This window comes from Verrucomicrobiia bacterium (genome assembly GCA_019634625.1).
Classification (GTDB): Bacteria; Verrucomicrobiota; Verrucomicrobiia; order Limisphaerales; family CAIMTB01; genus CAIMTB01.
Map to the genome: position 1 here is coordinate 98320 of JAHCBA010000016.1, position 18920 is coordinate 117239.

9 protein-coding genes are annotated in these 18920 nt (G+C 67.1%); 5 read left to right on the top strand and 4 right to left on the bottom strand.

Translation table 11 applies throughout. From position 1 onward, the window contains the following. Window positions 1-84 precede the first annotated feature (84 nt). Window positions 85-756 (top strand): flavodoxin family protein, encoded by a 672-nt coding sequence (locus KF833_11585; protein MBX3745938.1) that lies wholly within the window; start codon window positions 85-87, stop codon window positions 754-756. A gap of 196 nt (window positions 757-952) precedes the next feature. Then, on the top strand, window positions 953-1195 hold the full coding sequence (locus tag KF833_11590) for a hypothetical protein (GenBank protein ID MBX3745939.1): 243 nt from the start codon (window positions 953-955) through the stop codon (window positions 1193-1195). A gap of 297 nt (window positions 1196-1492) precedes the next feature. Here the strand turns inward: KF833_11590 and KF833_11595 are convergent, their stop codons facing one another. The 4 genes from KF833_11595 to KF833_11610 all read right to left on the bottom strand — a co-directional run bounded on the left by KF833_11595 (window position 1493) and on the right by KF833_11610 (window position 12621). After that, entirely contained in the window at window positions 1493-3400 is a 1908-nt protein-coding gene (locus tag KF833_11595) for a hypothetical protein (protein ID MBX3745940.1), read from the bottom strand. A gap of 851 nt (window positions 3401-4251) precedes the next feature. Then, window positions 4252-10293, bottom strand: coding sequence for a hypothetical protein (locus KF833_11600; protein ID MBX3745941.1), 6042 nt, complete (start codon window positions 10291-10293; stop codon window positions 4252-4254). Window positions 10294-10486: 193 nt separating this feature from the next. Then, a complete protein-coding gene (locus tag KF833_11605; protein ID MBX3745942.1) occupies window positions 10487-11170 on the bottom strand; it encodes a TrkA family potassium uptake protein in 684 nt (227 codons plus the stop codon). Window positions 11171-11178: 8 nt separating this feature from the next. Beyond that, entirely contained in the window at window positions 11179-12621 is a 1443-nt protein-coding gene (locus KF833_11610) for a hypothetical protein (protein MBX3745943.1), read from the bottom strand. Window positions 12622-12935: 314 nt separating this feature from the next. On the opposite strand from KF833_11610, the gene KF833_11615 reads away from it, so the two are divergent. The 3 genes from KF833_11615 (at window position 12936) to KF833_11625 (ending at window position 18459) form a co-directional block, all read left to right on the top strand. Next, a complete protein-coding gene (locus KF833_11615; protein ID MBX3745944.1) occupies window positions 12936-15020 on the top strand; it encodes a beta-galactosidase in 2085 nt (694 codons plus the stop codon). After that, on the top strand, window positions 14971-15393 hold the full coding sequence (locus tag KF833_11620) for a DUF721 domain-containing protein (protein ID MBX3745945.1): 423 nt from the start codon (window positions 14971-14973) through the stop codon (window positions 15391-15393). The genes KF833_11615 and KF833_11620 overlap by 50 nt, the downstream gene beginning before the upstream one ends. A 297-nt stretch (window positions 15394-15690) precedes the next feature. After that, the gene (locus KF833_11625; protein ID MBX3745946.1) at window positions 15691-18459 is read left to right on the top strand and encodes a hypothetical protein; all 2769 of its coding nucleotides are present in this window, start codon (window positions 15691-15693) and stop codon (window positions 18457-18459) included. Window positions 18460-18920: the final 461 nt, after the last annotated feature.

Below are 18920 nucleotides of genomic sequence, written 5' to 3' on the forward strand. Positions count from 1 at the left end.
TCCTGGGTTGGATGGCCGGCATCTGGCTTGTCCGCACTTCGCCTTGATTCCACTCCCAATCCCAACCCCCAACCACCTGATTCCATGAACGATCCCGTCGCTCGCCGCGAGTTCCTCACCGCCACCGGCGCCGCCGCCCTAGCGACAACCGCAACATCGGTCCTTGGAGCGGACGCCCCCAGCGGATCTCCGCTGAAGCTGTTGGGCGTCTCGTGCAGTCCGCGCAAGGGCATGACCACCGCCAAGGCAGTCCAAGCCGCCCTCGATGCCGCCAAGGCGGTTTCGCCCCGCATCGAGACCGAGTTGATCGACCTGGGCGGACTTTCAATCGCTCCCTGGTCGCCTCAGACGCCGGTGGACGACATGGCGCCCCTGCTGCCGAAGTTCCGCGATCCAGCACTCGCCGGCCTGATCCTCGGCTCGCCCTGCTACTTCCGGTCGTTGAGCGGGCTCGCCAAGTGCTTCCTGGAGCGTCTCGCGCCGTTGCGTGAGCCGGTGATGATCCTCGCCGACAAGCCCTTCGGCGTTGTGACGGTCGGAGCCTTCCGTAATGGCGGGCAGGAACTGACGATTCAGGAGGTCCAGGCCATCCTCCTCTGTTTTGGCATGGTCCCGGTGGGCGGCCACGCACCCGCCTTTCAGGGTGCCACACTCCTCTCCACGAACGACAGTGTCGCACAGGACGAACTCGGCCTGAGGACTGCCGCCCAGGTCGGCAGGCGCGTGGCCGAGATGAGTCTCTCCCAAGCCCGGTGAAACAGAAGCCCCTCTCACACCCGCCTCGCGAGAGGATGCGTGCTGGCCCTCCGCACGAGTCGCTGTAATGCCAGGATCCCGCGGCCGCGGGATGATGAGCCTGAATGGGCGTCGCCATGGAAGCGGTTGGCGCCGGGGAGATCTGGCGGTACCACCTCATTGACGGCAGGCTCGTTCGGGTAATACGGCATTACGCATGCCGACGCTCACGTTCAAGGTCACGGCCGAAGAGGCGCGGCACATCCGTGCCCTGGCCCGGCGCCAGAAGTTGACCGTCGCGGAATACCTGCGACGACAGGCACAACCGCCTGTTGATCGGGCACAGCCGATTGGCCGCGTCCGGTGCGCCTACACGGGAGCCTCGATCTTCGCGCCCGCGCCCGATCTCGCCCCCCTGACGACGGAGTCCGTCCGCAGCATGGTGGCGGAGTTCCCATGAGGTATCTCGTCGGCGTCAATCTGCTCGTGGCTTGGGGGTGGGCGGATCATGCGGATCACGCGCGCGCCGCAGGTTGGATTGCGCAGGCAATGAAGAGCCAGGGTGTCGTGATCCTCACTGCCGGGGGTTGTCGAGGCGCGGAGAATCCGTCGGCCAGCCTCGGACTCCTGATTGTCGGGCGGAGATATTGGGTTTCTTCACAGAGCGTCGCCCTGGATCGCAGGGGGTTGCTCGCTGCCTCCTCACCCACAACTCCGGGATGCACCGTGCGCCATGGAGGTTGACGATGGCCGGTGTTCAGGGGAGGGGGGAGGAGAGCGGGCGGCGGGTGAGGACGGTACGCAGGATCTGTTCGTGGATGGCTTCGGGGTCGTCGGGGCGGTCGAGGGGGAGGTAGGCGGCGCGCATGGTGAGGCGGTAGAGCTGGCCAATGCGGGGTTGGGGGATGAACCACTGGAAGTCCCAGGCTGGGCAGCCGCGTCCGCCGCCCGACGGGGACTGGGTGATCCAGACGCGGTCTTCGGGGCGGAACATCTGGAGGAAGGCCATGCCGCGGGAGATGCCGTAGTACCAGGGTTCGGCGTAGCGGAGGTTGGAGAAGCCAAAGGGAAGGGTGAGGGGGAAGTCAGGGTGGTGGGGGAAGTCGCGGGGATCGGCGAGGCCGCGATGGGTGGCAAGGGTGCCGTGGGCGGGGGTGACGCCGCGTTGCCAGCCGGCGAGCATGGGATGTTCGGAGGGGGCGCCGCGGAAGTGGATGTCGAGGGATTCGGGGAGGTGGATGTAACTGGCCCAGAAGAGGCCGAGGTAGCCGTTGCGGAAGGTGTCGCGTCGGGGGATGCACTCGAAGGTGAGTTCGAGGGTGCCGTCTTCGAGGAGGTGATAGCGCATGGCGCTTTCGAGTCCCCAGAAGGGGGTGGGGGGCTGGTGGAGTTCGGCAGTGTGGGGGCCAAGGACGCGGAGTTGCATGGGGGCGCGCCGCGGTTCGAAGAGAATGTCGAGGGGCTGGACGGTGCCGTCGTGGATGTGCTCGAAGTTGAGGCCGGAGTAGGCGGGGACGAAGAGGTTCCGGGGCTGGCGGGTGTGGCGGAGGGAGGCGACGCCATGGTAGCCGGCAGCGTGGCCGGGGAGGATTTCGTCATCGACGGCGCGGTTGTCCACGATCACGGCTTCGATATCGGCACGGCGGAGGATGGTATAGGGGCGGTCGGGGACGGTGTAGGGGATGGCGGGATCGGAGAGGGTGGTGAGGCCGCGGGCGGCGAAGGGGGACACGCGATGTTCGGGGAAGTCGGCGGCGTAGCGGGCGAGGAGGGCGGGGACATTGTTGGGGACGAGGTAGATTTTGCCGCGGACGTCGAGGGATTGGCCGGGGAGAAGTCCGCCGAGGCGGAAGTCGGAGTGGAGACAGCGGGCGACGCCCTGGAAGAGTTCCTGCCAGGGTTCCCAGGCGGTGGCGAAGATCCATTGCTCGTCGGAACTGAAGGCGCCGATGAGGCCGTGGTCGGGGACGAGGGGGCTGAGGGGTCGGGGGTTGATGTCGGTGCGGGGGACGCCGGTAGGGCACCAGACCTGGCCAGGGACGTAGCGGGCGTGGGTGGCCCAGGGACGGACGTCGGGGAGGCGGGTGAGCTGGCCGTTGAGGAAGATGAAGCATTTGGGGAGGTAGTCTTCGAGGTCGCCTCCGCGGTCGGGGAACCCGGTGAAGTCGCCGAGCCGGACGCAGGGCTGGGCCCAGTGGGCTTCGGAGCGGGTGTCGGTGGGATTGCGGGCGGTGAGGCGGAAGTCCACCTCGTTGGGGCCGGCGGTGATGGTGTGTTCGACGATGACACCGTCGGCGAGGGTGTCACGGAGGCGGAGTTGGCGCCGGTCGTCGCTGAGTTCGAGGCGTTCGACGCGGTGGGGGATGACGGTGTGGCGGACCCAATCGGCGTCAGTGGAGTGATTGCGGCAGTAGGCTTCGAGGTGGTTGATGCGGATTTCGCGGCCAGGTACGTGGGGGGCATGGATGACGAGCCAGTGGGGGGGCTGGAAATCGAGCGTGAGGGATTGGGCGGCGGCGGTGGCCGGGGTGGCTGCGCCGAGGGGCGGGAGGAAGGCGGGAAGGGCAACGAGGGACGTGGCAAGGGCAAAGAGGGAAGCGGGAAGGGGGTGGGAGTTTCGGGGTTGGGATGGGTCGTTCGCGAGCCGCGGGTTGCCTTGGGTCATGGGGAGAGATTAGGCGGGGGCGGGCGGGAGGGAAGGAAGGAGGTGAATGTCAAAAGGAGGGTTTCGCCGGATCTGGGCTTGGGGGTCGCGTTAAACCCGGCGAACTCGAATCCGTAGCGAGCATCTGGGAATGGAGAATTACACATCAGGAAAACTACACGTCAGGCATACCATTGTTGACACTGCGTTTCTACCCGATACCCCCTCCGAGTAACCGCATCAACTAAAAGTCAGGCATAGTAGAGTAGTGTTGACGCCAGATGGCCCCATACCCCCAGCAATCCGATGGGACCACTGGGGATGACCTGATCCCGGATCGTCAACAATACCCTGCCGGGTCAACAAGAAGCTGCCAGGCGTTTTGATGACCTTGGTCAATAGTAGTTTGCCGGGCGTATTATATGGGATGCGACGCCCCTGCCCTCTCTCTGGGGGTGAAATCCTACTTTCTTTCTTGGCGGGCCATTTCCGGGGGGCGAACGCGATGAGCCAGGTTCGACCCCCGGCCAAGGTTTGGGTTTCTTGATCAGCACGGCCGCGGCGCGAGATTCCGCGGTGCCCTCGTGCGGGGCATGGCGCACCTTCAGGGAAACCCTTCGGGTTTTCTCCGATTCCACGGGATGGAAGGAGACAAACCCGATTCCCATCCCGATCCCGATCCCGGTCCCGATTTCGATTCTGGCACCCGTGAAGGGCCGTTTTCCATGGGAGGGGTGGACTCTCCGGGGAGCTGAATGCGTGTGGGGAGGGCCCGTGCGGTTTGGGGAGGGTCGTCCGGCGGGCCCGTCGAGTTTCGCGTGGGAGTACCGCCCTTCGGGCTCTTCGGGCTGAGGACGAGTACGCGAGGGGGGTTACTCGACGAGGAGTTCGAGGCTGGCGGAGTGGCTGTTGAATTCAGGGGCGTACATGCATTGAACCGTGGCGATGCCGGTGGGGTACCGGCCGCGATGCTGGACGCGGACGGGGTACTCGAAGACGTAGGTGCCCTTGGGAAGATAGGAGATGAAGAAGTGGGAGGCGGTGTCGCGGGTGCTTTCGTAGTAGCCGAGTCCGTCCTGGAAGCGGTGTCCGGAAAGGACGTTGACGGGTTCGGTGCCGCTGCCGCGCTGATCCTTGAGGTGGACGTATTCGAAGTCGCGGTCGGCGCGGAGTTCGACGCGGACGATGAGTTCGTCGCCGACGCGGACGGGGCCGCGAACGGGATCGAGACGCGGACCGGCAGGGGTGTTGGCGCGGGTGAAGAGGGACTTGGTAAGCTGGAGCGGGCCGTCCTGGTGGGGACGGACGCGGTCCACGTCTTCGAAGTACTGCCAGTGGGCGGCGCCCCAGGCGATGCCGGGATCGGACTTGGAGACGCGGATGGCGGCGAGGGCGGGGGCGATGTCGGCGGCGGGGAGGCGGACTTCGTAGAAGCCGGTGCCGGGTTCGGGTCGGGACGGCGCAGGGGAGTTGGGGGTGGGGACGGAGGCGCCGGGCTGGATGGGTTGTCCGCCGAGGGAGACCTCGACGAGGCGGGTGGAGGCGAGAAGATCGGCGCCGCGGAGGAGGATGGCGTAGGTGGCGTCGGCGGTGGCCTTGGTGGTTTTCCAGTTCTGGGTCTGTTTCTGCTTGAGGAGCCAGACCTGGAGGTCCTCGACGGCGTCGCGGTCGGCGGCGATTTCGTCGAAGGCCTCGATCATGAGGGCCTGGGTTTCGATGGGGGCGCGGAACCAGGAGGCGGCGCGTTCGTCGTCGCGCCAGAACATGCCGAGTTCCTGGGAACGGACGGCATGTTCGCGGAGGGACCGGACGATGTGGCGGGCGAGATCGGCGAGGCCGGGGGCGAGGTCGGGATCGAGGCGATGGAAGGCGAGGGCGAGATGGGCGCGGGACTGGCGATGGGGGAGTTGGAGCCAGTGGGTGCGGGCCTGGGTGAGCCAGTAGTCGAAGGATTCGCGATGGATGTCGGCGACGGGGCGGTCGGCGAGGAAGAAGGCGCGGGCGTAGAGGTAGAGGGCGACCTGGGGATCGAGGTTGGGACGTTCGAGCTGGTTCTGGTCGCGGAGCCGGCGCCAGCGTTGGTGCATGGCGTCGTCGAGGGCGGGGATGGCGGCCAGGGCGAGGTCTGGGGGAAGTTCGATGCCGAGGTGACGGAGGCGTCCGAAGCCGGCGACGATGTAGAGGGAGATGAAGGGGTCGCGGGAGCCGCCGGGGAACCAGGACCAGGCACCATCGGCAAGCTGGGCTTCCTCGAGCTGGGCGAGGGCGCGTTCGGTTTCGTGCTGGAGGCGGGCGTCTTCGAAGAGAATGCCGATGCGGCGACGGGCTTCGGACTGGTTCCTGGCGTCGCGGAGCCAGGGGGTTTCGGCGAGGGCGATGGCATTCAGATCGGGGTGACGTTCGAGAGGGCTGTCGAGGGCGGGGGTGGCGCGCCACTGGTCGAAGACGGTGCGGATGCGCGGGTCGCGGTTGGCGATATGGCGGGCCAGGGCATTGGCATAGAGCCGGTTGAAGACCTGTTCGGCGCATTCGTGGGGGAACTCCATGAGGTAGGGGAGGGCGAGGACGGCGTACCAGGCGGGGTTGGAGACCATCTGGACGGTGAGGGCCTGATGCCGGAGGGAGGGGGAGGCGGCGGATTCGCGGAGGCTGGCGAAGTCGAAGGTGTGGGTGCCGGGTCCGCGGATGGGGAGCGGGAGGGACTCGGTGAGGAAGATTCGGCGGGAGAGGACCGGGAGGGCGCCTTCTTCGCCGTCGGTGACGCGACCGGCGGCGGCGGTGACACGGTAGGTGAGGAAGCCGCAGCCGTCGGGGACGCGGAGGCGCCAGGCGAAGGCGCGGGATTCGTTGGGGGGAATGTCGAAGTCCTGTTCCGGCTGGTCGTTGGCGAGCGCCTCGTCGGCGGGGGAGTCGTCGAGGGCGAAGGCGAGGGAAAGCCGGACGCGGCCCTGCTGACGGGTGTCCGAGCGGTTGACGACGCGTGTGGAGAACTCGAGGACATCGCCCTCGCGGAGGAAGCGGGGCGGGTTGGGGCGGACCATGAGGTCGCGGGCGGTCACGGTCCGGGCTTCGAGGTGGCCGGAGCGGAGCTGCCGGTCGTGGGCAAGACCGAGGAAGCGCCATTCGGTGAGGGCTTCGGGGATCTTGAAGGTGAGGCGGACGACGCCGTTGGAGTCGGAGAGGAGGTGGGGGAGGAAGAAGGCGGTTTCCTGGAGGTTGCGACGGGGCGAGACCGTGGCGGGTGAGGGGGCGGGGGGCGCTTCGGGTTCGGGGGGGGCGAGATCGGCGACCGCGGTGGGCGCGGCGGCTGGCGCGGCGGCCCGGGCCATGAGCATGGGACTCATGCCGGATTCCTGGGTTACGGGCATGCCCAACGCGAGGGAGTCGATGGCGCCGCCGCCAAAGCCGCCGCCGCGCAGTCCGGCGCCACGAACGAGACGAAGTCTGCCGTGGAGGGGGGAGCCGATCAGGTCGTCAGGGAAGCGGCGGTAGGTGAGATGGACGGCGACGAGGCCGAGGTCAAAGGCGCCTCGGAGGTGCTGAAGGGACGCCGGTTGATTGGCGAAGGTGGAGGAGGCGGTGGAGTGGTCGGTGGGGAACTCGAAGAGGCGGGACCGCCAGTGGAAGGGAGCGAAGGCGTCGAGGGAGGCGTCGTAAAGGGTGGCGACCAGTTCGGCGGCGGCGTCGCGGGGAGGGACGGCGGGGGCATTGGGGGAAGGGCGGCGGGGCTGGATCTTGAGGGTCCAGGTTTCGTCGGTGCCGGGTTCGAGTTGGGAGCGGAAGGTTTCCCAGGAGAGATCGAATTCCTTGTCGGACCACGGGACCTCGATGCGGCGGGCTTCGGTGTAGGCGCGGTTTTCGCGGACGTAGGTGAGGTGCAGGGTGAAGCCGCCGCGCCAGTCGGGCGGGACTGCCCGTTGGAGACGCTGTTGGGTGCGACCGGGTTGGGTCCAGAAGCGCTCGACGAGGCGATGGTCGCGTTCGATCTCGACGAAGGCGCGGCCGGATTCGTAGCCTGTGCCCCAGACGGCGACGAAGGGGTCTCCCGCCTCGATGCTCCAGGAAGGGGCGGCGAGGTGGCTGGGGATGGGGAGGGGGAAGCGCGGGGCGTCGGGATCGAGGACGATGAAGGTGTGGCGTGCGGTGACCGGGCGGTCGAAGCGGTCGCGGGTTTCGAGGAGGGCGCGGTAGGCGCCGGGGGCAGCGTTGTAGGGGGGCGCGGCGGTGCCCTGGGCGTCGGTGCGGAAGGCGAACCGGGCGAGTTCCCCGCCCAGCGGCCATTGGTTCGGATTGGCGGCGTCGGGGGTGTCGGCGGGTTGGTTGTCCGCGTCGTCATCGAAGTCCATGGGCTCGGGCAGGCCGGGATGACGGCGATCGAGCGGGGGCCGGACCACACGTGGGGGCGGGTTGAGGCGGTGAATGCGGACGGTGCCCTCGGCGGCGGCGGGATCGCCGTCGAGGGTGCGGGTGGCAATGCGGAGGACGACTGGGGCTTGGGCTGTCTGCCAGGCGTCGGCATCAAGTTCCGCGGTGAGGGCGGTGTAGCCGGCGGTGACGGTTCGTTGGGCGGAACGGGTTTCGCCGGCGCGATCGGTGACGTCGGCGTGGACGAGGAAACGGAAGGCCGGTTCGCTGGTTTCGGCGACGGATTCGTCGGGGAGGGCGGGGAACTCGACCGCGAAGGAGCCGTCGGGAGCGGTGACGGCGGTGCCCTGGGCGATCTCCTGGGGTTGACCGACGTCGGGCCAGCCGCGGAAGGGTATGAACCAGCCCGGGAAGCGGACCTGTCGGGTGACGCGCCAGGTCACTTGGGCGCCGTCCGCGGGGGCGCCGGTGTAGGCGAGGGCGCGGCCGGAGACGGAGACGGGTTGGCGGAGGCGCGGGGCGGCGACGGGGGGATCGAGGAGGACCTGGAAGGTGGGGCGTTTGTATTCCTCGACGCGGACATGGGTTTCGCCGGCGGGTTCGCCTTCGACGACGAGGTGGAGGTAGCCGGTGGGTCCTTCGCGGGGGGTGGTGAAGGTGCCGTGGAACGAGCCGAAGTCGTTGGCACGATGACGGGCCCGGGCGATTTCCTGTCCGTTGAGGTCACGGAGGAGAACGGTGACCTCGCGTCCAGCGAGGGGTTGGTAGCGGTGCCGGGCGGAGTCGGAGCTGAAACTGACGCCTTTGTACTGGAGGAGTTGTCCCGGACGGTAGAGGGCGCGGTCGGTGAAGAAGACGGTGCGTTGAGTGGGGTGGGAGTCGATGAGATTGGAATGCCACCAGGCGTCCCCGGCCAGGCCGACGGTGCGGTTGCGATGGGTGACGGTGAAGGTGTAGGCCCGGGAACGGTCCGGGCGGTCGAGGCCGAAGGCACCGTCGGCATCGGAGTTCTGGTTGGCGAATGAGCGGCGTTGTCCGCGGGCATCGTGGTAGCGGATGGCGATGGTGGCGCCGGGGACGGGTTCACCGGATCGGGCTTCGAGCACGAGTCCCTCCCAGCGTCCGGCGCGGGACCGGAGGACGACGGCGAGATCGCTGATCCAGAGGGCGGAGAAGGTGACTTCGTTCTGTTCCTCGGCGAAGTCGGCGCGGCGGCTGGCGAGGAGGTAGTGAAAGCCGTGCGGCAGGTCCTCAGGGACGGGGAGGCGGGTGAGGCGCTCCTGGTATTCGGGGGTGGCGGGGAGGGGATGTGACCAGGTGCGGGCGGGCGACCGGGCGAGGAGCGCGCGGCGGGCGTCGAGGTCGAGGGCCTCGGGGGGGGAGGGGGCGGCATTCCAGTCGGCGGGGACGAGGCGGAACCAGAGTTGGTCGAGGTTTTTGTGGGTGACATCGAGGGTGGGCCAGGGGGCATTCCAGACGCGTTCGGTCTGGAGTTGGGCGGACGGGGCCTCGATTTCGCGGATGAGGTTGGCGCAGAGCTGACCGCCGGGGCTGGCAGGGAAGGCGTCGCGGCCGAGGACCGCCTCGGTGCGGGCTTCGGCGAGTCGGTCGAGCCGGTGGAGGAGGCGGGCGGCATCGTGGCGGGCCGCGGCGGAGAGTTCGTGGGTGCGATGACGTTCGGCGAAGGCGCGGAGGGCGGTCAGGGCGCGGGTGTCGAGGTCCGGACCGACCGCGATGTTGGCGGCGTATCGAAGGCGGCCGAGGTCGGCGTCCAGCAGGGCGGAGGGTTCGGCGTCGCCGCGGTGGAAGCGGAGGAGATCCTGGTAGAGACGGATGGCGCGGAAGGCGACGGCGTTGGTGTCGGGGGTGGCGGGACGCCAGGCGAGGAAGGCGTCGAGATCGGAGAGAATCGGGTCCGCGGCGCGGGGGGTGAAGGCGTCGGCCGGTTGGGTGCCTGCCTGTTCCCCGGCGGCATAGAAGGCGAGGGCTTCGTGGGCGAGAAAATCGTAGAGGGTGGGGCGGTGGCGGTCGGGGACGGTGCCGGGTTCGAGCAGGTCGTTGTACTGGGCGATGGGGATGGCCTGGAGGGGGGTGGCGTCGGCGAGGGCGAGCGTGAACTGCCGGTCGATTTCGGCGAAGAGCCGGGGGAGATCCCAGGTTTGGAAGTCCTCGCCGGGTTCGGTGGTGGTGGGGGTGCGTTCGCTGACGCGCCAGCGGTTCTGTTGGAAATACGCCCAATAGGCATGGCCGAGGAGAGCATGGAAGACGGGGCGGACCTGGGCGGGGGCGTCATGGAAGGCCCGTTGGAAGCGGGTGATGCGTTCCTCGGGGCGATGGCCCTGGATCTGGGTTTCGAGGGCGATGCGGCGCCCGACGGCCTTGGTCCATTCGGCCCAGGCCTGGTCGGCGCGGGCGCCTTCGAGGATCGGGGCGAGGCGTTCGAGGGCGGTTTGGGGCAGGCCTTGTTCGACGGCCTGGGCGACGGAATGCCAGAGGGCATCGCGGGGTCCGGCCGGGTGGGCGGGGGAGGACGTGAACAGGAAGGCCATGAGGAGGGGGGGGAGCAAACGCAGCTTCATACGCCGGGGACACCGATGGAGGGGTACCATGGACGAGACTGGGCAGATTGGGAAGGGGCGTGGCCATCGGGGTCAGATCTCTGAATTTGACAAATCGGACCACCCTGGACGATTCAGAGTCTCCGATTTGTCAAATTCAGAGATCCGACCCCGGGCTTCCTGGTCACCCGGACTTTCGTCCGAATTTCTCTTCGAAGGCATTGATGTCCTCCTTGTGGCCGACCATGAAGAGGAGGTCGCCGGGGAGGAGGTCTTCCCTGGGGGCGGGAAGTTTCTCCTCGGGCGTTTCGCGATCGGGGTGGTGGCGGACGATGAGGACGGGGGTGACGTGGTGGCGGTCTTCGAGTTCGGCGTCGGCGAGGGTGGGTCCGGGGAGGGGATCGCCAAGGCGGACGCGGGCGAGCTGGTATTCGCCGTGAAAGGGCAGGCGCTGTTCGGTGGTGCGGGCGTGGAGTTCCTCGGCCAGGCGGCGGGCGGCCTCATGATCGGGAGCGATGACTTTGTCGGCCCCGAGGCGGCGGAGGATTTCGGCGTGTTTGTCGGTGGTGGCGCGGGCGATGACGCGGGGGACGCCCAATTCCTTGAGGGTCATGGTGGCGAGGACGCTGGCCTGCATGTTTTCGCCGATGGCGACCACGACAACATCCGCATCGGGCACGCCGGCGGCCTTGAGGTCACCGGCGTCATCGGCGTCGAGGCGGGCGGCACGGAAGCCCTGATCGGCGAGGTCCTGGACCAGCTTGGGGTCGTTGTCGCAGAGGACGACATCGCAGCCGAGTTGGTGGAGGCGGGTGGCGAGTTCGACGCCGAAGCGGCCGGCGCCGAGGATGACGGTTTTTCCGGGCATGGGAGGGGTCAGCCGACGATGATGTTCTCGCGTGGGAAAGTGACGCGATGAGGATGGGCGGGGCGCGCGAGGTGCATGGCGAGGCAAAGGGGACCGAGGCGCCCAACGAACATGAGGACGACGACAATGGCCTTGCTGGCGGGGGCGAGGTCGGGGGTGATGCCGGTGCTGAGTCCGACGGTGGCGAGGGCGGAGACCGCCTCGAAGGCGATGGCGAGCCAGTCGATGGGGTTCTCCGGCGAGGCGTGGGCGGATTCGATGTTCATGAGGAGCCCGACGGCGAGGACGACGGCGAGGGCGCTGAGGAGGGTGACCATGACGGCATTGGCGGCCTGGTCGGGAGGGATGGTGTGGCGACCGACGACGAGGTCGGAGCGGCGACGGAGGGAGGCCCAGGCGACGGCGGCGAGGAGGACGAGGGTGGTTACCTTGATACCGCCGGCCATGGAACCCGGGGCACCGCCGACGAACATGAGGGCGAGGGAACCGAGGAGTGTTTCGGGAGCCATGGCGCCGGTGTCCACGACGTTGAAGCCGCCGGAGCGGGTCATGGTGGAGTGGACGAAGGACCAGAGGACGGCCTGGGGCCAGGGCTGGCCTTCGAGGGTCTGGTCGGATTCGCTGAGGAGGGTGAGGATTGTGCCGAGGAGGAGGAGGGCGAGGGAGACGCCGATGCAGAGCCGGGTTTGGAGGGTGAGGCGTCCGCGCTGGAGTCGGTCGCGGCGCCAGGGGTAGTAGTAGCGGAAATTGACGAGGGTCAGCAGTCCGATGCTGCCGAGGAAGACGAGGAGGCTGATGACGAGGAGAATTCCCGGCCGATGGCGCCAGTGGACGAGTCCGTCGGGGTGGAGGGTGAGGCCGGCATTGCAGAAGGCGCTGACACTGTGGAAGGCGGCCTGCCAGACGGCGTCGCGGAACGAGGCCTCGGAGTCGCCGCTGAGGAGCAGGTGGGTCAGGGTGACGGTACCGAGGAGTTCGAGGGTCAGGACGACGAAGCAGGAGTAGATGAAGACATCGGTGGGGCGGGCCTCGCGAAGGCGGCCGACGTTGGCGACGATGAAGTCCTCGCCGGCGAGGGAGCCGCCTCCCCGCCGCCAGAGGATGAAGAGCGTGCCGGCGGTGGTGATGCCGAGTCCGCCGAGCTGGATGAGGACAAGGAGGACGGACTGGCCGAAGGGGGTGAAGGATTCCGCCACATTGACGGAGGCGAGCCCTGTGAGGCAGGTGGCGGAAGTGGCCATGAAGAGGGCGTCCACCCGGTCGAGATCGTGACCGGGGAGGCGGGCCGCGGGGAGGCTGAGGAGGACGGTGCCGATGAGGATCAGGATGAGGAACGTTGCGGCGAGGCGGCTGGCCGGTCCGAGGGAACCTTCTGAATGACGACGGAAGGCGACCTCGGTGGAGCCCGGGGGTCGGGGACGCGGGTCTAGCTGGCCATCCGCGGCGTCCATACCGGGTCATCGAGGCGTGTGCGGGCGGCGGGGAGCCGGAGGAGGGGTCCCCGGATCGAAAGGAACGAAAGGTTCGCACGCCGCATGAGTGGACGGTGATCAGGGAAGCGGAGGGGGGAGGTCAAGTTTTCCGCTGGAGGGGGCCATCGGGGTCAGATCTCTGAATTTGACAAATCGGATCGCCCCGGACGTTCCAGCGCCTCTAATTTGTCAAATTCAGAGATCTGACCCCGGGGCGGGCCGTCGGGTCCTGCGGCTTTTCCATTGCGTTGACGGGGGAAGTGCCTAGCGTCGGGACGAACCCCGGAGGATCTATGTGGTTTGGTGTCGATTACCATCCTGAGCATTGGGTGTACCCTTATGATGGAACTTCGGACGATCCGGAGGGTCGGTGGCGGCGGGATGTGGAATTGATGTTGAGGGCGGGGGTGAATGCGGTGCGGATGGGGGAATTCTGCTGGGGTGTGTATGAGCCGGAGGAGGGGCAGTACGATTTCGGGTGGATGGTGCGGGTGATGGATTTGATGCAGGCGGCGGGGATCCGGGTGGTATTGGGGACGCCGACGGCGGCGCCGCCGTTGTGGTTGACGAAGAAGCATCCGGAGATTCTGCCGGTGAACGAGCAGGGGTTGCGGCTGCATCCGGGGACGCGGCATGCGTACTGTTTGAACAGCGACCTGTACTGGAACTTCAGCCGGACGATCGTGGCGAGGCTGGCGGAGGCGGCGGGGGGGCATCCGGCGTTGATGGCGTGGCAGGTGGACAACGGGATCGGGGGGCACGGGACGGAGTTTTCGTTCAACGAGGAGACGGAGCACGACTGGCATCTGTGGTTGAAGGCGAAGTACGGGACGGTGGAGAGGATGAACGAGCGGCTGGGGTTGAGGTTTTGGAGCCAGGTGGTGACGGACTGGGGCCAGGTGCCGATGCCGATGATGGCGCCGACGGTGCACAATCCGGCGTTGATGCTGGACTGGATGCGGTTTTCCTCGGACTCGTGCGTGGCGTTCGTGCGGATGCAGTGCGAGCTGCTGCGCCAGCTCACGCCGGAGAGGCCGGTGACGACGAACCTGCGTTCGTTGTCGCGGCACTTCGATCACTTCGACATGGCGGAGGCGCTGGATTTCGTGGCGCTGGACAGTTTTGCGACGGTGAAGACCCAGTTTGCGGAGCATGCGTGCGAGCACGACATGATGCGGAGCCTGAAGAAGGAGGGGGTACGGGTGCCGGGGGCGGAGGACGGCTTCTGGGTGATCGAGCAGAAGGCGGCGAACGTGAACTGGCAGGACATCAACTCGGTGCTGCGACCGGGGGTGGTGCGGTTGTTCACGTACCAGGCGATCTCGCGGGGGGCGAACGGGGTGTTCTATTTCTTCTGGCGGCGTCCGCGGATCGGGGCGGAGCAGTTTTACGGGGGGGTGCTGTCGCACGACGGGCGCGGGGACAACCGGGTGTACCGGGAGATCGGGCAGGTGGGGGAGGAGATGCGGTTGCTGGGTCCTGCGATCGAGGGGACGCGGGTGACGCCGGAGGTATGCATCCTGTTCAGTCACGAGAACGAGTGGAGCCAGAAGCTGCCGCAGCAGCCGACGCGGTTGTTCCAGCAGCGGGAGCATTCCCTGATGTTTTACAGGGCGCTGCACGACCGGAACATCCAGGTGGATTTCGCGCGGCCGTCGGAGGATCTGTCGCGGTACAAGCTGGTGATTGCGCCCTCGCTGCGGCTGCTGGCGGCGGGGGAGACGGATCTCTTGAAGCTGTACGTGCAGAACGGCGGGACGCTGCTGGCGACCTGCAACACGGGGTTGGTGGACGAGTCCCACATCGCGGCGGGGTCCGGGTTCCCGCTGTTGATGACGGATCTGTTCGGGATGGAGGTGACCGAGTTCGATCCGCTGCCGGCGGATGCGGACAACTACATGAACTCGAAGGGGGATTTCCACATCAGCCACCAGCATCCGGTGCGGGTGTGGGCGGACGTGATCGAGCCGCGGGAGTGCCAGATTCTGGCGACGTACGCGAAGGATTTCTATGCGGGGCGGCCGGCGATGACGATGAATGCGTTCGGGCTGGGGCGGGCGATCTACCTGGGGACGATGAGCCACCAGGCGTTCTACTTTGACCTGGTGGACTGGCTTCGGAACCTGTGCGGGCTGCATTCGCTGCTGAAGGTGCCGCCCGGGGTGGAGGTGGGGCTGCGGTCGAAGGAGGGAACGCGGATTTATTTTCTGCTGAACCATCAGCCGACGCCGATCCGGATCCACCTGCTGAAGCCGATGCATGATTTCTTGACCGGCTCGACGATCAGCGGAGCCTACGACCTGCCGCCGCACGGTGTGCTGGTCCTGGATGAACATCCCGCGTCGAAGTCCCCCGCGAGTTCGGAAGCTGCCTCTTGAATCGGAGGCGGAGAGTGCCCGGCGTCGGGTGCTGGCGGCGTGGCGGCGGGTGGATCTGACCTCGGCGGAGCGGGCCTGGGCGGATGGGGGACGTCGGGCGGACGGGGTGGTGGCCGGGGTGCTGGAGCGGTTGCGACTGGATCAGCGCCGGGCGGAGGCTGAGATCGTGCAGGTTTGGAACCGGCTGATGGATCCCCATGTGGCGTCGCATGCCCAGCCGGTGGCGTTACGGAACGGGACGCTGATGGTGGCGGTGGACAGCAGCGTTTGGCTGACGGAGCTGGTGCGTTATCGGGGGCGGGACGTGTTGCAGCGGCTGCAGACCGCGTTTGGGAGCGGGATGATCCGGAAGCTGTCGTTTCGGATGGGGTGAGGGAAGTGGAGGGAGGCTGGGTTGGCGGGGACTCGGGGAGTTCGTTGGATGGATGGGAAGGGATGGGATTGTTGGGGACTTGCGGAGCTTGCCCCTCCGATTCGCCGCCTCCTCACCCACAACTGGGGGATGCACGGGATACCGAAATCGACCGGAGAATGGCCTTGCTCCCGGGCGGGATTTCGGGCGATGACAGGGCGTCCCCGTCGTGTGAAGTGCCCTTCCGTGTCCAGCTTTTTGGGGTGGACCGGGCATCGGCGGAGGGCAGGAAGTGAACGCAATCCGGCGATGTCATTTATGAAGCAAGCATCCGAATTGGGATTCCCGACGGCGCGGGGCGTCGGGAGTCGGTTTCCAGGATTAACGGCGGCACTGATCGCAGCGGGGTTGGTGGGGACGGGGGGTGCGGCGACGGCGCAGGTCCAGAGCGCGGGCGAATTGTTCGTCAGCATCGATGCGACATCCCTGCCCGAGGGGCCGCTTCCGAGCATTCCGAATGCGGGGACGCTGGGAGGGTTGTTTGAGGCGACGGGAGGGGAGGGAACGATTCCGACGGTGGCCTTCGCCGGGGGGACGAAGGGGATTCGGTTCGATGGCACGCAGTTCCTGCAGTTGGTGGAATCGGCGGGGGGGCCGGTCATCTGGGCGCCGGACGGGCTGGTGGGGGAGGATCCGACGCGTTCGATCGAGGTCTGGGTGCTGAATCCGAGCGTGGCTGGGGAAGAGACGCTGGTCTCGTGGGGACATCGGGGCGGACCCGACGGCTCGAACATGTCGTTCAACTACGGATCGGATTTCCGCTGGGGTGCGGTGGGGCATTGGGGCGGGGACGGTCCGGATCTGGGATGGAACAACGACGGCGGGAGTCCGGAGGCGAACCGGTGGCATCACCTGGTGTACACGCTCGACGGGACGGTGACGCGGGTGTACGCGAACGGGCGGTTGGAGAACGGGGAGATCCTGGCTCCGGGGACCATCAACACGCATCCCAACACGGCGATCAACATTGCGACGCAGCTCGAGCCGGACGGGGAGACGCCGACGGGCGGACTGCGGGCCACGGCGACCATCGCGCGGGTGCGCATTCACGACGGGGTGCTGACGCCGGAGCAGATCCTGGCGAACTACGAGTTTGAGCGGGCGGCTTTTGTGGATCCGGAGCCGCCGCCGGCGGCGACGGCGGAACGTCTGACGCAGGGACCGGCTCACCGGTACTCGTTCAACGAGCCGGCAGGGGACGCGATGGACAAGGAGTTCCGGGATTCGGTGGGGACAGCCCATGGGATGGTACTGGGGTTTGACGGGGAGTTCACCGGGAGCCGGTTGCGGTTGCCGGGGGGATCCTCGACGGAGGCGGCCTACGGGGATTTGCCGAACGGGATGGTGTCGTCACGCGGCGTGGCCAACGGGGGCCCTGGGGAGGTGTCGTTGGAATTCTGGTTCAAGATCACGGGGGCCCGGACGTGGTCGCGGGTCTTCGACTTCGGCTCAACGGACAACAGTGACGACGGGCTGGGGGAGGTGTTCCAGCCGGGCGGAGGGGGGCAGGGGCTCGATTACCTGGCGTACACGGCCCAGATCGGCGATGACGTCAACAGTCGCCGACTTGAATTGCGGAATGAGGATCCGCCAGGTGGCGGGATCGTGACGTCGGATTCGGGGACGCAGACGTTCAACACGGACACGCATGTGGTGCTGACCTGGCACGAGAGCAGCGGGACGATCCACGTGTACGAGAACGGGCAGCGGATCAATGGGCTCACGACTTCCACGCCGATGAGCGATCTCAACGACGTGAACGTGTGGCTGGGCCGGTCCAACTGGACCGCCGACCAGAACACCCAGGGCGAGTACGACGAGGTGCGGGTGTACGATTATGTCCTGACGCCGGGGCAGGTGTTGGGGAATACGCTGGCAGGTCCGGATTTGATCAATGACCGGGACATTGCGGCGACCATCGAGACTGCGCCGGCCAGCCTGACCGTGCCGGAGACCTTGTCGGCGACCTTCCAGGTGGTGGCGCGGGGTTCCACGCCGATGACCTTTCAGTGGTTCAAGAACGGCGATCCCATTCCCGGTGCGAACGGATCGAGTTACACCGTGAGCGGGGTTTCGGCGGCGGACAGCGGTGCGTCGTTCACGGTGCGGGTTTCGAACACGGTGGACGGGACGCCGGTGGAGGTGACCAGTACGCCGGCCACGCTGACCGTGGTGAGCGATCCGGTGACCCTGCGGCACCGGTACAGCTTCAACGAGACCTCGGGGTCGCAGGTCATGGATTCGGTGGGGACGGCCCACGGGGACGTTTGGGGCGGGTTCACCTTCGGGGGAGGGGCGCTGACCCTGGATGGCGGGGAGGGAAGCTATGTGGATTTGCCGAACGGGATCATCTCGGCGTTGGGCCAGAACGGGACGTTCGAGATGTGGGTGACTTACGCCGGGGGCGGCAACTGGTCGCGCATCTTCGACTTCGGGATCAGCAACGGCGGGGAGGACATCAATGACGGCGGGGTGGACTTCCTGTTCCTGACGGCAAAGTCGGGGGCGGGATTCCCGCGGTTCGTCGCGAACTTCCCGGACGGTGGCGACGTGGCGGGGCTGAACCATCCGGGATCGATGCCGGTGGGTCAGGAGAGCCAGATCACCATCACCTGGAGCGCGTTGGGGAACACCTCGCGGATGTACACGAACGGAACGCTGGTGGCGACCTCGGTGGCGCCGCGGCCGCTGTCGGATCTGGCGGGTCGCGACGTGAACGTGTGGCTGGGCCGGTCCCAGTTCCCGGACGTGCATTTTGCCGGGAGCTACAATGAGTTTCGGATCTACCAGGGCGCGATGACGCCGGCCCAGGTGGCGGCGAGTGCCGCGGCGGGACCGAACCAGTTGCCGAGCCCGGCGCCGACGTTGTCGGTGTCGCGGGAGGGAGCGGGGATCCGGGTGACGTTCACCGGGACGCTGGAAGCGGCGGACAACGTCACGGGGCCGTGGTCGGCGGTGGCGGGTGCAGTGAGCCCGGCGACGATCCCGGCGGCAGACGCGCGACGGTTCTACCGGGCGCGTCAGTAGGCTGAGGGGACCCGGACGGGTCCACCGCCATAGCCGGGCGCCTCGAAGGCGAATCGGCAGGTTATTGGGAAGGCGACCCTTCGGGGTCGCCTTCTGCGTTGAACAGGGGGAGTGGGGAGCGAGAGGGGAGAGCAAGGGAGGTAATAGGTCAGTCGCAAAGTTGATGACGCATCGATCCAGCCCTGCTTCACGAGGAATCCGATCCACGCCGGGACCCATGATCCTGCTGCGGGTAGTCAACAGTACAATGCCGGTCCCTTTATACGGATACCGTCAATAGTAGTCAGTCTGTCCTGTTATTCTTGATCACTGCTTCACCCCCGGGAATCCGATCCAAGCCGGGACCCATGACCTTGCTGGGGGTGGTCAACAATACCAATACCATGCCGGTCGCCTTGTATGGATGCGGTCAATGTAGTCAGCCTGGCCTAATATTTTTGGCTTACTGACTGATATGGGCG